Annotated in this window: 13 protein-coding genes; all 13 read left to right on the top strand. The window is 38.7% G+C overall.

Annotated elements, in window-relative coordinates:
- The 13 genes from CRI88_RS02515 to CRI88_RS02450 all read left to right on the top strand — a co-directional run bounded on the left by CRI88_RS02515 (position 1) and on the right by CRI88_RS02450 (position 13,285).
- Positions 1-660 carry a response regulator transcription factor gene (locus CRI88_RS02515; protein WP_058843918.1) on the top strand — a complete coding sequence of 220 codons (660 nt, stop codon included), beginning with the start codon at positions 1-3 and terminating at the stop codon, positions 658-660.
- On the top strand, positions 651-2,024 hold the full coding sequence (locus tag CRI88_RS02510; RefSeq protein ID WP_101966387.1) for a sensor histidine kinase: 1,374 nt from the start codon (positions 651-653) through the stop codon (positions 2,022-2,024). The genes CRI88_RS02515 and CRI88_RS02510 overlap by 10 nt, the downstream gene beginning before the upstream one ends.
- A 214-nt stretch (positions 2,025-2,238) precedes the next feature.
- A complete protein-coding gene (locus CRI88_RS02505; RefSeq protein WP_257982866.1) occupies positions 2,239-2,616 on the top strand; it encodes a 2-oxoglutarate ferredoxin oxidoreductase subunit beta in 378 nt (125 codons plus the stop codon).
- 241 nt (positions 2,617-2,857) lie between these two features.
- Entirely contained in the window at positions 2,858-3,946 is a 1,089-nt protein-coding gene (locus CRI88_RS02500; RefSeq protein WP_101966385.1) for an ABC transporter substrate-binding protein, read from the top strand.
- The gene (locus tag CRI88_RS02495; protein WP_058843915.1) at positions 3,936-4,772 is read left to right on the top strand and encodes an alkaline phosphatase family protein; all 837 of its coding nucleotides are present in this window, start codon (positions 3,936-3,938) and stop codon (positions 4,770-4,772) included. Before CRI88_RS02500 ends, CRI88_RS02495 begins: the two co-directional genes overlap by 11 nt.
- 72 nt (positions 4,773-4,844) lie before the next feature.
- The gene (locus CRI88_RS02490; protein ID WP_180957771.1) at positions 4,845-5,690 is read left to right on the top strand and encodes an ABC transporter permease; all 846 of its coding nucleotides are present in this window, start codon (positions 4,845-4,847) and stop codon (positions 5,688-5,690) included.
- Positions 5,687-6,472: an ABC transporter permease gene (locus tag CRI88_RS02485; RefSeq protein ID WP_058843914.1), complete on the top strand. Its 786-nt coding sequence runs from the start codon at positions 5,687-5,689 to the stop codon at positions 6,470-6,472. The genes CRI88_RS02490 and CRI88_RS02485 overlap by 4 nt, the downstream gene beginning before the upstream one ends.
- Complete coding sequence (locus CRI88_RS02480; RefSeq protein WP_036121224.1) at positions 6,469-7,470, top strand: ABC transporter ATP-binding protein; 1,002 nt, start codon at positions 6,469-6,471, stop codon at positions 7,468-7,470. Before CRI88_RS02485 ends, CRI88_RS02480 begins: the two co-directional genes overlap by 4 nt.
- Complete coding sequence (locus CRI88_RS02475) at positions 7,467-8,249, top strand: DeoR/GlpR family DNA-binding transcription regulator (RefSeq protein WP_036121221.1); 783 nt, start codon at positions 7,467-7,469, stop codon at positions 8,247-8,249. Before CRI88_RS02480 ends, CRI88_RS02475 begins: the two co-directional genes overlap by 4 nt.
- Positions 8,249-9,262, top strand: coding sequence for a histidinol phosphate phosphatase domain-containing protein (locus CRI88_RS02470; RefSeq protein WP_089932031.1), 1,014 nt, complete (start codon positions 8,249-8,251; stop codon positions 9,260-9,262). Before CRI88_RS02475 ends, CRI88_RS02470 begins: the two co-directional genes overlap by 1 nt.
- Before the next feature lie 568 nt (positions 9,263-9,830).
- Positions 9,831-11,099 (top strand): carboxylate--amine ligase, encoded by a 1,269-nt coding sequence (locus tag CRI88_RS02460; RefSeq protein ID WP_058844646.1) that lies wholly within the window; start codon positions 9,831-9,833, stop codon positions 11,097-11,099.
- Positions 11,100-11,302: 203 nt separating this feature from the next.
- The gene (gene miaB / locus CRI88_RS02455; RefSeq protein WP_058844647.1) at positions 11,303-12,847 is read left to right on the top strand and encodes a tRNA (N6-isopentenyl adenosine(37)-C2)-methylthiotransferase MiaB; all 1,545 of its coding nucleotides are present in this window, start codon (positions 11,303-11,305) and stop codon (positions 12,845-12,847) included.
- Complete coding sequence (locus CRI88_RS02450; RefSeq protein ID WP_058844648.1) at positions 12,848-13,285, top strand: YlbF/YmcA family competence regulator; 438 nt, start codon at positions 12,848-12,850, stop codon at positions 13,283-13,285.
- Positions 13,286-13,416: the final 131 nt, after the last annotated feature.

Here is a 13,416-nt window from a genome sequence, read left to right as displayed (position 1 = left end):
ATGGCAAATATATTAGTAGTGGATGATGAAGTAGATATTTTAATGTTGATAAAAAATGCACTTTATAAAGATAATCACTTAGTAACCATTGTGTCCAAACCGACAGAAGTAGGAAAGATGGATTTAGGTTCCTTTGATTTAATTTTGCTTGATGTGATGATGCCTATTATGGATGGCTTTACATTATGTGGGCAAATTCGGCATGCTGTAGATTGTCCGATTCTTTTTCTTACAGCTAAATCCTTAGAAGAAGATGTGATGTATGGTTTAGGCTTAGGTGCAGATGATTATTTGATTAAACCATTTGGCATTGGAGAGCTACGGGCAAGGGTGAATGCGCATATCCGACGGGAAAGCAGAGAGAAGCGGAACATCCTTTATAGTGATAAAGTTCATTTTAATCTTTCTGGTAAAGAACTGTTTGTTCAGAATGAGCGCGTTCTGCTAACTAAAAGTGAGTATGAAATATGTGAATTTTTAGCACGGCATCGTGGGCAAGTTTTCTCAAAAGAACAGATATACGAATCAATTTTTGGATTTGATGGCAAAAGTGACAGTACAGCGATAACAGAACATGTCAAAAATATTCGGTCAAAGCTACATGCGTTTGACATAGATGTCATTGATACGGTTTGGGGGATCGGCTATAAATGGAGATGATAAAACCGAGGAAAGGAACACACCTTCATACATTTTTCCTGAGATATTTATTCTTTCTTTGCTTAAGTATCATTTTATTAGGGGCACTATTAATCGGTTTATTCATGTTTGCTTTTTCAGCTACTATTATTTTGCCAGCCAATTATGCTGAAACACAAATCACTTTAGCGAAAGACCGTATTGCTACAAGCAGTGAGGTCACAGATGATATGATTCCTGATCTTGTAGACTACGCAGTGATTTCTAATAAGGGGGAATTTCTTTCTGGTACTTTAACAGAAAAAGAGGCTTCCCATGCATGGCGTTTAAAGGAAAAGGGAGAGACGAAAAGTAATGTTCGATTTTATGCATTTGTTGAGCGAGAACAGGAAGTGTGTATTTTACGCTATGGTTTAGCCCCTGAGTATCGCTCACCTGTTATGAGAAAATATTTACCTAATCCCCAATTAACGGCTTTACTATTGTTTATTATAGGCGTTATCGTACAGGCAACGGTACTTGCTGTGCATTTCGGCAGAAGACTTAAACGAAAAATGTTGGGCCTACAAGAAGCCATTGAAAAAATCCAACATCAAAATTTAGATTTTCATATAAAACCATCTGGGATTCGAGAAATTGATGATATTGCACTCTCCTTTGAGCAGATGAAGGAGGCATTAAATACTTCATTGACACAACAATGGCAGGCAGAGAGAGCACGCAGAGAACAAATTTCTGCACTTGCTCATGATTTGAAAACACCTCTTACAATTATTAGAGGTAATGCGGAACTTTTATTGGATACTGTTCAAGATGAAGTACAAAAAGAATACAACACTTATATATTAAAAAATACGCTAGAAATTGAAAAATTCACAAAGCAATTAATGGATATATCCAATATGGAGCAAAGTGTTGGTGGTGTAAAAACAACTGTAGAGCTGGCTTCATTTATACAACAGCTAGAACAGCAAATGAAGGCGCTTGCTTTAGAAAAAAACCTTGAAGTTAGTGTAGAAAAGAATAAACTGCCTGATGCCTTTATGATAGAGGAGGAGCTTTTTTATCGGGCTTTATTAAATTTGATCGTTAATGCTATAGAGCACACGCCACATAATAGCAAAGTCACTTTATTTGTTCAGGGAGAGGCCGATATTATTCATTTTACTGTGATGGATAGTGGGGCTGGTTTTTCATCGCAAGATTTAAAGAGAGCCACAAAGCAATTTTATCGGGGAGATCCAAGTAGAAATGCAGCAGACCATCATGGCATGGGGCTTTATATTGCCGAGTCCATCATTCAAAAACATGGTGGAACACTAACGTTGGCTAATGATTCAATAACGGGAGGAGGAAAAGTGATAATCACTATTGCGACGTCTTAATTATAAGATGTCTTTTTTTAAGATGTCTTTTTTTATTGTTAGCGATCAATCGCGAGTAAAAGTACTGCTACTGTGAGTAAAGACACTGCAATCACGAGTATTCAATGTACAATCGTGAGTAAAAGCACAATTAAAGGTTTCATGTAAAAATTGTAGGGGGCGGTGCGGGCAATGTTCTTTTAAAAAATGCTACAATAAAAGAAAAAAAGAGGCGATGCACGTGAATAACGTCATTGATTTTATTGCAAAGAAAAAGGAACGTGAAGATCGAAAGCGTGCTCAGGATTTAGAGCGTTATGTAGCTACACAGTGTAATTTTCAGCAACCTGAAAATATTGATGCTCTTGTAGATGACAAACTGATTGAAGTGAAGGATCATACGTTGTTTCTGGGCTTTCTATCTATTTTAAAAGATGAGCAAATCGAGCCGCTCACGATTTTTCAAGATGTCTTTACGTTAGAACCTTCTCGTTTTGAGATGTCCTACAATATGAGATGGTGGTCAGTTGTGCAACTGGCGTTTACATTTTTAACAATTCTAAAGGAAAATGAGCCGCATACATATGCAGATTTTTTAGGTCTCCCCAAATAATCTAGGTATGTGTACGTCTGGTAAAGCCAACGTACACATACAAAACTAGATTTCTTCTTCATCTCCTCCATTCAGCTTTACAATGTTCCTTCACTTATTAAGTATTTTCATAGATATTTATAATTTCTCAATAATTTTTACTAAATATTTTTAAGACCTCCATACTTGCTTAATGTTTGTTTTATACCATTAGGGTTGTAAGCAAATAAAAATAAACCAAAACAAATGGAGGGTCCAACACATGGCAATTCAAAAATTGTGGAAAAAAGGTCTAATCGGTGCATTAGCCATTTCCATGTTGGCAGCATGTTCTGACAGTTCATCTAGTGCAAATGAGGTAAACAAGGATTTATCGCTTGAAGAAATTACAGAAAAAGCAAAGGAAGAGGGCACTGTTAACTCTGTTGGTATGCCAGATACATGGGCGAACTGGGTGGAAACTTGGGAAGAGCTAGGAACCGAATATAGCATCAAACACAAGGATACGGATATGTCGAGTGCTGAGGAGTTAGCGAAGTTTGAAGCAGAGAAAGATGATGCGACAGCCGATATTGGGGATGTTGGAATTGCCTTTGGACCAATCGCTAAGGACAAGGGCTTAACATTACCATATAAAACTTCCTACTGGGATGAAATACCGGATTGGGCAAAAGACGATGAAGGAAACTGGATTGTTGGCTATACTGGAACAATTTCATTTTTAACAGATACAAATAATGTAAAGAATGCCCCGACCTCATGGGAGGATCTGAAAAATGGGGATTATACAGTCAGTATTGGAGATGCATTAACAGCTAACCAAGCGCAGTTTGCTATTTTAGCAGCAGCTATGGCCTTTGGTGGAGATGAATCAAACATCCAGCCAGGCGTTGATTTCTTTGCTGAATTAGCGAAACAAGGTCGTTTACAGGGGGATCCATCAGTAGCGAACTTAGAAAAAGGTGAAATTGATGTAGCGATTTTATGGGATTTTAATGCATTAGGCTATCGTCACCAAATCGATGAGGAGCGCTTCGATGTAGTGATACCAAAGGAAGGATCTGTTACTTCTGGTTATGCAACAATTATTAATAAATATGCCAAAAACCCTCATGCTGCCATGCTAGCACGTGAATACATTCTATCTGACGCTGGTCAAGAAAATTTAGCAAAAGGCTATGCGCGTCCGATTCGAGACAACGTAGAACTTCCACAAGATGTAAAGGATTTATTATTACCAGCAGATATGTATACGAATGCACAGCCAGTAAAAGATCAAAAGAAATGGGAAGAAACAACAAAGCAAATCCCTCAACTCTATCAAGAGCAGGTGTTAATCCATGCAAAATAACAAAGTGGTTCTTATTGTCATCGATGCATTGCGCTTTGATACAGCCTGTACACATATGGGATTCTTGCACCATTTAGTGGAGCGTCAGGTGGCTGCTCGCTATAAGATTTGCGCAGAGGTGCCATCATTATCAAGGCCATTATATGAGACGATTTTAACGGGGACACCCCCTATTGTTCATGGCGTTACTAGCAATATGACGGTACGCTTATCGACTCAGAAAAGTGTCTTTCATGTCGCGAAGGAGCATGGTTTGTCCACGGCAGCCTCCGCCTATTATTGGGTGAGTGAGCTTTATAATAGAGCACCATTTAACTATATGGAGGACAGGCTACAGCTTGATACGCAATTACCGATTGACAATGGCTTGTTCTATTTTGAGGATCATTATCCAGATAGTCATGTATTTGCTGATGCAGCTTGGTTAATGGATCAAAAGCAGCCTGATTTCCTTTATATTCATCCTATGAATGTTGATGATGATGGTCACAAATTTACGGCGGATTCTGCACAATACCGCAATCGTGTGTTAGCGATGGATGCCCTGCTCTCATTATTTATTCCAAAGTGTATGGCACAGGGCTATGAGGTAATTGTGACGGCTGACCATGGTATGACAAGTGATGGTAATCATGGTGGAACAACGCATGAGGATCGTCATGTCCCACTGTTTGTCATTTCGGATTCCGTCAAGGCTGGTATAAAAGAAGGGATTATTTCGCAATTACAAATTGCACCACTGTGTTGTCATTTATTAAATATGGAGCCTGCGGATGATATGGTGCCCCTTTTGCTAGAAGGTGTGTATACAGCAAAAGAGGTATAGCTAAGAATAATCGCTCCTTTTAGGTTGGAGCGACTACTATCCTTCTTGAGCCGCAAGTAATTATAGAAAGAAGTGGTTGTGTTGATATCGAAGCGGCAGTCCATTGCCTGGCTTTCGCCTTTTCTTGTACTACTCTTATTATTTTTCCTAGTGCCTTTACTGTATATGCTTATTACGAGCTTTCAAATTAGTGAGGGCTTTACATTAACGCAATACGAGTCCATTTTTACGAACGACTATATATTGCAAGGCTTTAAAAATAGTATTACATTGTCTGTTGTATCGGCTGTTATTGCATTAGTAGTCACATTGTTCGCTGTTTATGCCATGATGAAGTTGACTGAGCCAGTACGGGAGAAAATTTTAATACTAACGAACTTAACATCCAATTTTTCAGGTATTCCGTTAGCATTTGCTTTTATCGTTTTACTTGGTAATAGTGGTCTATTTACATTGTTATTTGAAAAATGGGACATTGATGCTTTGACATCCTTTTCTCTTTATAGCTGGGGCGGTTTATTACTTATTTATATTTACTTCCAGCTGCCATTATCGCTAATGTTGTTATATCCCATTTATGATGGGATTCAGCAACAGTGGAAGGAGGCAGCAGCTTTATTAGGAGCGTCTAGTTGGCAATTTTGGCTGAAGATTGGTTTACCAGTTATGTTACCTGGGATTGTAGGAACGTTTAGTGTGTTATTTGCTAATGCAATGGGAGCGTATGCCTCTGCCTATGCTCTAACAAGCAGTAATTATAATTTAGTGGCCATTCGTATAGGTTCCTTAATAAAAGGTGATATCTTTGCTCAGCCAGAGCTAGCTAGTGCCATTGCTGTTATATTAGCAGTGACAATGGTGACAGCCATGCTAATTAGTGAGTGGAGTATCTCTAAAACAAGGAGGAAAGTAAAATGAAAAAGCGAGGCTTGGCTGATTTCTTTTTCCTCTTGTTAGTGGGGTATTTACTATTGCCAGTATTGGCAACGACGCTTTATGCATTTGCATCGAAATGGAATAAAACAATATTACCAGAAGGACTTACATTAAAATGGCTTGCCACATTGTTTCAGGATACCGATTTTATCCAGGCATTTGGCCGTTCTGTGTTATTAGCAAGTGGTGCGGTTAGTATTGCACTCCTTGTCATTGTGCCAGCCATTTTCGTTATTGTTTTGTATTTTCCTACATACGAAAAATGGATACAGATAGCAGTGGTCATGGTCTATTCTTTCCCTGGAATCATTTTAGCTGTAGGGCTCATTCGAGTGTATAGCCAAATAGGTATACCAATGATATTCGTTGTTCTAGGAGCCTATGTGGTGGGGATTCTTCCTTATATCTATCAAGGAACAAGAAATAGTTTAAGAAATATAGATGCAAGGCAGCTACTTGATGGGGCCCAATTGCTTGGTGCATCAAAAAGGCAGGCTTTCACAAAAATTCTACTGCCTACCGTTTATCCAGGCTTATTTGCAGGTGCTTTGTTATCATTCTCCGTCTTATTTGGTGAATTTGTTTTGATTAACCTTGTGGTTGGTTCTCGCTTTGAAACAGTTCAAATTTACTTAATGAAAAAGCTTAGCACAAGTGGACATATTGCAAGTGCAGTTGTTTTTATCTATATCGTGCTAATGGGTCTATTAACATTTGTCATTGCCATTGTAACAAAACGATCGAAAGGTGCTACAAATCTATGAGTTATCTTATTATTGAAGGGCTTCATAAAAAATATGGACAAGCAACGGTTTTAAGCAATATTCAGATGAATATCCAAAAGGGTGAATTTATTACATTGTTAGGTCCTAGCGGCTGTGGCAAGAGCACCATTTTGCGCATTGTGGCAGGCTTAACAGATGCATCGTCTGGTAAAATTACAATTGAAGGAAAAGATATGAGTGGCGTACAGCCAAAGGATCGTCAAGTGGGCATGGTCTTTCAATCCTATGCACTCTTTCCTAATATGACTGTGCAAGAAAATGTTGCCTTTGGTTTGCGCATGCAAAAAGTCAATGCGGCAGACATCGAGCAGCGTGTTCAAGAAATGCTAGCCCTCGTTCATCTAAGTGAGAAAGCCAATGCTTACCCAAACGAATTATCGGGGGGGCAACAGCAGCGTGTTGCTCTGGCACGTGCGTTAATCGTCCGTCCTAAAGTGCTGCTATTAGATGAACCCCTTAGTGCACTCGATGCTCAAATTCGCAAGAAGCTACAAGCAGATTTACGAGCTATTCAACGTAAGCTCAATATGACAATGATTTTGGTAACGCACGATCAGGAAGAGGCTATGGCCGTTTCAGACAGAATATTTGTCATGAATAATGGGAGCATTGCTCAAAACGGTACACCAACAGAGATTTATACAAGACCGAATAATGAATTTATTGCAAACTTTATTGGGCATTATAATGTCTTTACACGCGAGACTTTAGAAAACATGCTTGGAGAATCTTTAGTCGAGCAAGCCTCTAAATTTGCCATTCGACCAGAAGCACTGCATCTCAATCAACGAGAAGGAGATATGTGTCTAGTAGGAATCGCTAAACAATCATTAATGAGTGGCAATATTATTCGTACTACATTTGATGGTGAAACGGTGTTTACAATGGAACAACTACATCAACAAGGCTATTCGATTGAAATGGGCAAACCCTATAACTGTTATGTCGCAAAAGAAGATGTGATTGCACTATCATGACGTACGCCAAACTTGAAAGATTTGATTTTATATTAAAGCAATTAGAGAGAGACGGGAAAATCATTGTTGCCAATATTGCCGATGCCCTTCAGGTAGCACCAGAAACAATTCGCCGAGATTTTGATGAATTAGAGCAGCAGCATTTATTATCGAGAGTCCATGGTGGGGCTATTAAATATACGAACGTGCGCAACGAGCCTGTATTTTTACGCAAGCTGCAAATGCAAAAAGAGGCAAAGCGCCAAATTGCTCGTATGGCAGCAAAACGTATTTGTGATGGTGATACCATTGCAATTGATACAGGTACGACAACGGTCCATATGGCCGATTTTTTACTAGCGGTTGATGATATAACGGTTGTAACGAACTCGATTGCAGCAGCAATACAATTTAATTTAGCCATAGAAGAACGACGTATGACAGGCAAGGTCATATTACTAGGAGGCACTGCGAATCCAAAACAATCTTCAGTTGCAGGTGCTATGACTTTAGAGATGCTTGATAATATGAATTTTGATAAGACATTTTTATCGTGCGGTGGCATTAGTGAGGGCATTGTTTATGATTACGATTTGGATGAATCCCTTATTTCTAAGAAGATGCTCAAGCATAGTAAAGTGAGTTATTTATTAGCCGATGCAACCAAAATAAATGGCAAATCATTTTTTCAAATTTGTCATCTTGATGAATGTACAGAAATTCTTTGTGAAAGTACTTGTCCATTAGAATGGCAAGCCTATGAGGAAAAATGGACGGTATGTAATGGAGGGAAAAGCTGATGACAATTGATTATCATGTACATTTAGAAGAGGGACCTTATTCATTTCGCTGGCTAGAGCGTACATCACAGGCACTGGAGTTTTTCCAGCATGAGGATGAGGCGAAAAAAGGCTCCAAGCAACAAATGTCCTGTCAAGTACAGCGGTTAGTACAGCGAGTGCAAAAGGGCTGTTATAGTGAGGAATGGTTGGATTTATATCTCGAACAGGCCAAGCAGCTTGGCTTGCGTGAGGTAGGCATTGTTGATCATTTATATCGTTTTCAAGAAACGCGTGCCTATTTCGAACGCTTTATGAGGTTGGATGATAGTGAGATTGGTCAAGTACAGCGCTATTGGCTAGATCGCGTGATGACAGAGAACATAGATGCCTTTGTGTCGACCATTCAGCAGGCGAAGGAAAAATGGCATCAACATGGCATTACTTTGAGACTGGGTATAGAGGCAGATTATTTTATTGGCGGGGAAGAGCAATTAGCTGCTTTATTAGCTGGTTATCCTTGGGATTATGTGATTGGTTCTGTCCATTTTGTTGACGGCTGGGGCTTTGATAATCCTCAAACACAACATCTTTTTGAGCAAATGGATCAGTCTGCTTTACAACAAAGTTATGAGCAATTTTTTAAGGTTGTCGAGCAAATGATTCATTCCAATATGTTTGATTTTGTTGCACATTTAGATAATTTTAAAGTATTTAATTATCAGGTGGAGAATCATGCTTTTCTTGATGCCTGGTATAAACGGATTGCCCAGGCCCTAACGACAACTCAAACTGCCACTGAAATCAATGCTGGGCTGTATTATCGTTACCCTGTAAAGGAAATGTGCCCAGGCCCTCGTTTTTTACAAACCTTACTTGACCATGGAGTGGCTTTTACTATATCCTCTGATGCGCATTTCCCTGATGATCTAGGTAAATATACAAGTGCTAATACCGAGCTACTAAAAAATCACGGTGTTCAAGCTATTGTTGCTTTTGAGCAGCGAGTCAAAAAAATGATAGCATTAACGTGATGGAAAAAGGTGATGTCAACAGCAGAAACAGCCATTTTGAAAGGCGAGGGGTTGATTTCCGTTCTGCCAGCGTCCTTTCCAGGGGGCGTCTGACGAGCTGCTTCACTCACTCCGTGCGCTCCAATGTCTCAACTGTGACGCTAATCCCCTAGGAGTGACGTTGGCTCCGCTCCAATCAACCATTCTGCAAAAGTGTCTTTTCCTGAACAAAATAGCCCATTATTTATATTATAAGAGAGGAGATAGCCTCTTATTTTCAATGTGGAGAAGTGATGTGTGACAACATCCCTCCACTTGAACCTTTGCAAAAAAAGTTAACATTTTTATGGAGTGGAAGGCTACTTGACTCCCGTGGGATAGCGAGACAGGCGAGTCGACAGGAAAGTAAGTAATCTGCAACGGAAATCCATTTTCACCTTTCACAAAAATTCTATGGATAGTTTTGTTTTTCAACACTATGAAAAGGCACTAAAGTTACATAATAGTGCCTTTTCATTCTGTTACATAAGTATAATGTAGCTGGCATACAAATGATTAAATTCATTTTTATAATGTGAGGCGAGTCAAATTGACATGTATAAAAGAACAACCTTTTTTACCTATTATTATACAATCGGGTCAGCATGCCTACGGGGTTGCCCGCTCTTTTTATGAAGCGTATCGTATCAAGAGTCTTGTTATTGAGCCCACCGTAAAAGGGGCAACAATGCGTTCACTCTTTTTGGGAGGCTCACAGGGAATTGCTACGCAAAATAGTAGCATTCTGGATTTTCACTATGTAGAGCGTCTAGATGACCCTACCCATTTTGTACAAGCTTTAATCGAGGTTGCCATGCAGTGCCAACAGAATAAATTGATTTTAATCGTTTGTGACTGCTATTATGCAGAGCTTATCATTGAAAATAAAGAACGGCTTGAAACATATTTTATTTTACCTTATATAGATCAAGCTTTACTAAAGAAGGTGCAAACGAAGGAAAAATTTTATCAGCTTTGTGATCAGTATAAGTTAAACTACCCCAAAACCATGATCATAACTAATGAGCATCACGCAGTCAGCGAACTCCCTTTCCAGTATCCCATTATCATTAAACCTTCCAATGCAGTGACATATACGCACTGTTCATTTCCCGAAAAGAAAAAAATATTTCTTGCAAATAATGCCAGTGAGATGCAATACATTATTCGCAGTATTTATCGTTCTAGCTATGAAGATTCCTTGATTGTTCAAGAATTTATTCCAGGTGATGATTCTTCTATTCGTGTACTAGATGTATTTGTAGGAAGAGATCATAAAGTCAAATTGATGTGTGTCAGCAATAAACTGCTTGAAGATCCTTCTCCGCAAAATAAAGGTATTTCTTTAGCTGTTATGACAGACTACGATGAACAGCTAATGGATTCCATTCGATACTTTTTAGAGGACATTGGCTATACAGGTTTTGCTAATTTTGATATGAAATATGATGCTCGAGACGGGATCTATAAGCTATTTGAAATGAATTTGCGAGCAGGGGCTTCCAGCTACTATGTGACGGCGAGCGGTCATAATTTAATGCAGTATATGGTGGATGATTATTTGCTTGGCGTTTATCATGAACGAACGTATGTCCAAACTAAGCATCTATGGTCACTACTTCCGCTAAAAACTTTATTTAAACACATGAACAATGAAAAATTAAAATTAGAAGCAAAGCGATTAGTGAAAGAAGGACAATACACAGATGCATTACTGTATAAAGAAGATATGAATATTAAACGTTGGATGAAGCTGAAATTGTATAATCAGTACTTACATGTAAAGTACAGCAAGTATTTTAATGAAAGCGATGGTTAGCATATGTAAACGAAAGGATAGCGCTTCAAAACTGAAGGATAGAACGCTAAAGCTGATGGATAATTACTCCTATCATCATGTAATTAAGTCGAAACCACGACATTTGAGGCGCAAACCTTGTAGGAAGTATCAACTATTCAGTATAATAATAAAATGGGAATTCAAGTGCATGGATTTCGTTTGAAAGGAGTTACCTGATTGCGATGAATGAGGAACAACGCTTAGCTAATCAACAGGTCAATCAACCAAAAAAAGAAGACAAGCCTGAAAAGGATTATAGTAAATATTTTGAGAAGGTCTTTACAGCACCTTCCTTAAAAGATGCTAAAAAACGTGGCAAAGAAGATGTCAAGTATCATAAGGATTTTAGCATTGCAGAAGAGTTCGCAGGAATGGGCAAAGATCGCACCTTCTATATTCGTACTTATGGCTGCCAAATGAATGAGCATGACACAGAAGTGATGGCCGGGATTTTTATGCAGCTTGGTTACACACCAACAGAGATGATTGAAGAGGCTGACGTTGTCTTGCTGAATACATGTGCTATTCGTGAAAATGCAGAAAACAAAGTATTTGGAGAACTGGGTTTCCTGCTGAAATATAAACGAAAAAACCCTGAGATGCTTATCGGGGTTTGTGGCTGTATGTCGCAAGAGGAATCTGTTGTTAATAAAATTTTAAGAAGCTATCCACACGTCGATATGGTATTTGGTACGCACAATATTCACCGTTTACCAAACATTTTAAAAGAAGCCTATATGTCGAAGGAAATGGTGATTGAGGTTTGGTCTAAAGAAGGCGATGTCATTGAAAATCTGCCGAAAAAACGACTTGGCTCCATTAAGGCTTGGGTTAATATTATGTATGGTTGCGATAAATTCTGTACGTATTGTATCGTTCCATATACTCGTGGTAAAGAGCGCAGTCGTCGTCCAGAGGAAATCATTGCCGAAGTTCGTGAGTTAGCGGCTGCGGGCTATAAAGAAATTATGCTGCTGGGACAAAATGTCAACGCTTACGGGAAGGATTTTGAGGATATCGACTATCGTCTTGGCGATTTAATGGATGAATTAAGAAAGATCGATATTCCACGTATCCGTTTTACTACGAGTCATCCGCGTGATTTTGATGATCATTTAATCGAAATCCTTGCAAAGCGTGGCAACTTAGTGGAGCATATCCATTTACCAGTTCAATCTGGCTCGAATGACGTCCTAAAAATTATGGCGCGTAAATACACACGTGAGCATTTCCTTGGTTTAGTAGACAGAATTAAAGCCGCAATACCTGAAGTAACATTAACAACAGATATTATCGTTGGCTATCCGAATGAAACAGAGGAGCAATTTGAGGAAACATTGTCCTTATATCGTGAAGTTGGCTTTGAGGCTGCATTTACGTATATTTATTCTCCTCGTGAAGGAACACCAGCTGCCAAAATGGTCGACAATGTACCTGAAGAGGTGAAAAAAGAGCGTCTTCAACGTTTAAATGAAGTGGTGGGTGAATACTCACGCAAAGCATTAGAACGGTTAAATGGTGAGGTTGTCGAAGTATTAGTTGAAGGTACAAGTAAACGACGAGACGATGTGCTAGCGGGCTATACGCGGAAAAATCGTTTAGTTAACTTTAAAGCACCAGCAGAAGTAATTGGTCAATTAGTAAAAGTAAAAATAATAGAGACTACATCTTATTCACTTACGGGTGAATTTGTGGAAGTCGTAAAAAATGAAAAGGTGGAAGCGTAAATGACACAAGTGTTATATACAAAAGAAGATTTAATTAAAAAATCACATGAAATTGCACATATGATTGCAAATACACCAGAGGTTGAATTTTTCAAAAAGGCAGAAGCACAGATTAATGAAAATCAACAAGTACGTGAACGTATTGCAAGCTTAAAAAGCTTACAAAAACAGGCGGTTAATTTCCAACACTTAGGGAAAGAAAAAGCATTAAAAATGATTGAAGATAAAATTGCTAAAATCGAAGAAGAAATTAATGCTATTCCAGTTGTGCAACAATTTAAAGAATCACAAGGCGATGTCAATGATTTATTGCAACTGGTATCGAATACCATCGCAAATAATGTTACAAATGAAATTGTTCGCTCAACTGGTGGCGATGTTCTTCGTGGTGAAACGGGTTCATACGTAGAAAATACTCAGCCAGGTAGCTGCTCTTAATAAATCCTCGAAATCAAAGCTCGAATGACAGCATTCGAGCTTTTTTCATGTCTTCTTCTATTGAAGCATTCCCATGCTATAGCAGACCTCTCACGGAAAAAGATTTGGACGATACTTTTCATTCTCTAAAA

The organism is Lysinibacillus fusiformis (assembly GCF_002845985.1).
Lineage (GTDB): Bacteria > Bacillota > Bacilli > Bacillales_A > Planococcaceae > Lysinibacillus > Lysinibacillus fusiformis_D.
This window is presented reverse-complemented; position numbering and strand designations above follow the sequence as displayed.

Excerpts from the sequence above, each read along its gene's own strand:
- miaB (WP_058844647.1), top strand. The coding sequence starts at position 11,303 with ATGAATGAGGAACAACGCTTAGCTAATCAACAGGTCAATCAACCAAAA.
- CRI88_RS02510 (WP_101966387.1), top strand. The coding sequence starts at position 651 with ATGGAGATGATAAAACCGAGGAAAGGAACACACCTTCATACATTTTTC.
- CRI88_RS02485 (WP_058843914.1), top strand. The coding sequence starts at position 5,687 with ATGAAAAAGCGAGGCTTGGCTGATTTCTTTTTCCTCTTGTTAGTGGGG.
- CRI88_RS02475 (WP_036121221.1), top strand. The coding sequence starts at position 7,467 with ATGACGTACGCCAAACTTGAAAGATTTGATTTTATATTAAAGCAATTA.
- CRI88_RS02495 (WP_058843915.1), top strand. The coding sequence starts at position 3,936 with ATGCAAAATAACAAAGTGGTTCTTATTGTCATCGATGCATTGCGCTTT.
- CRI88_RS02505 (WP_257982866.1), top strand. The coding sequence starts at position 2,239 with ATGCACGTGAATAACGTCATTGATTTTATTGCAAAGAAAAAGGAACGT.
- CRI88_RS02450 (WP_058844648.1), top strand. The coding sequence starts at position 12,848 with ATGACACAAGTGTTATATACAAAAGAAGATTTAATTAAAAAATCACAT.
- CRI88_RS02480 (WP_036121224.1), top strand. The coding sequence starts at position 6,469 with ATGAGTTATCTTATTATTGAAGGGCTTCATAAAAAATATGGACAAGCA.
- CRI88_RS02515 (WP_058843918.1), top strand. The coding sequence starts at position 1 with ATGGCAAATATATTAGTAGTGGATGATGAAGTAGATATTTTAATGTTG.
- CRI88_RS02470 (WP_089932031.1), top strand. The coding sequence starts at position 8,249 with ATGACAATTGATTATCATGTACATTTAGAAGAGGGACCTTATTCATTT.
- CRI88_RS02500 (WP_101966385.1), top strand. The coding sequence starts at position 2,858 with ATGGCAATTCAAAAATTGTGGAAAAAAGGTCTAATCGGTGCATTAGCC.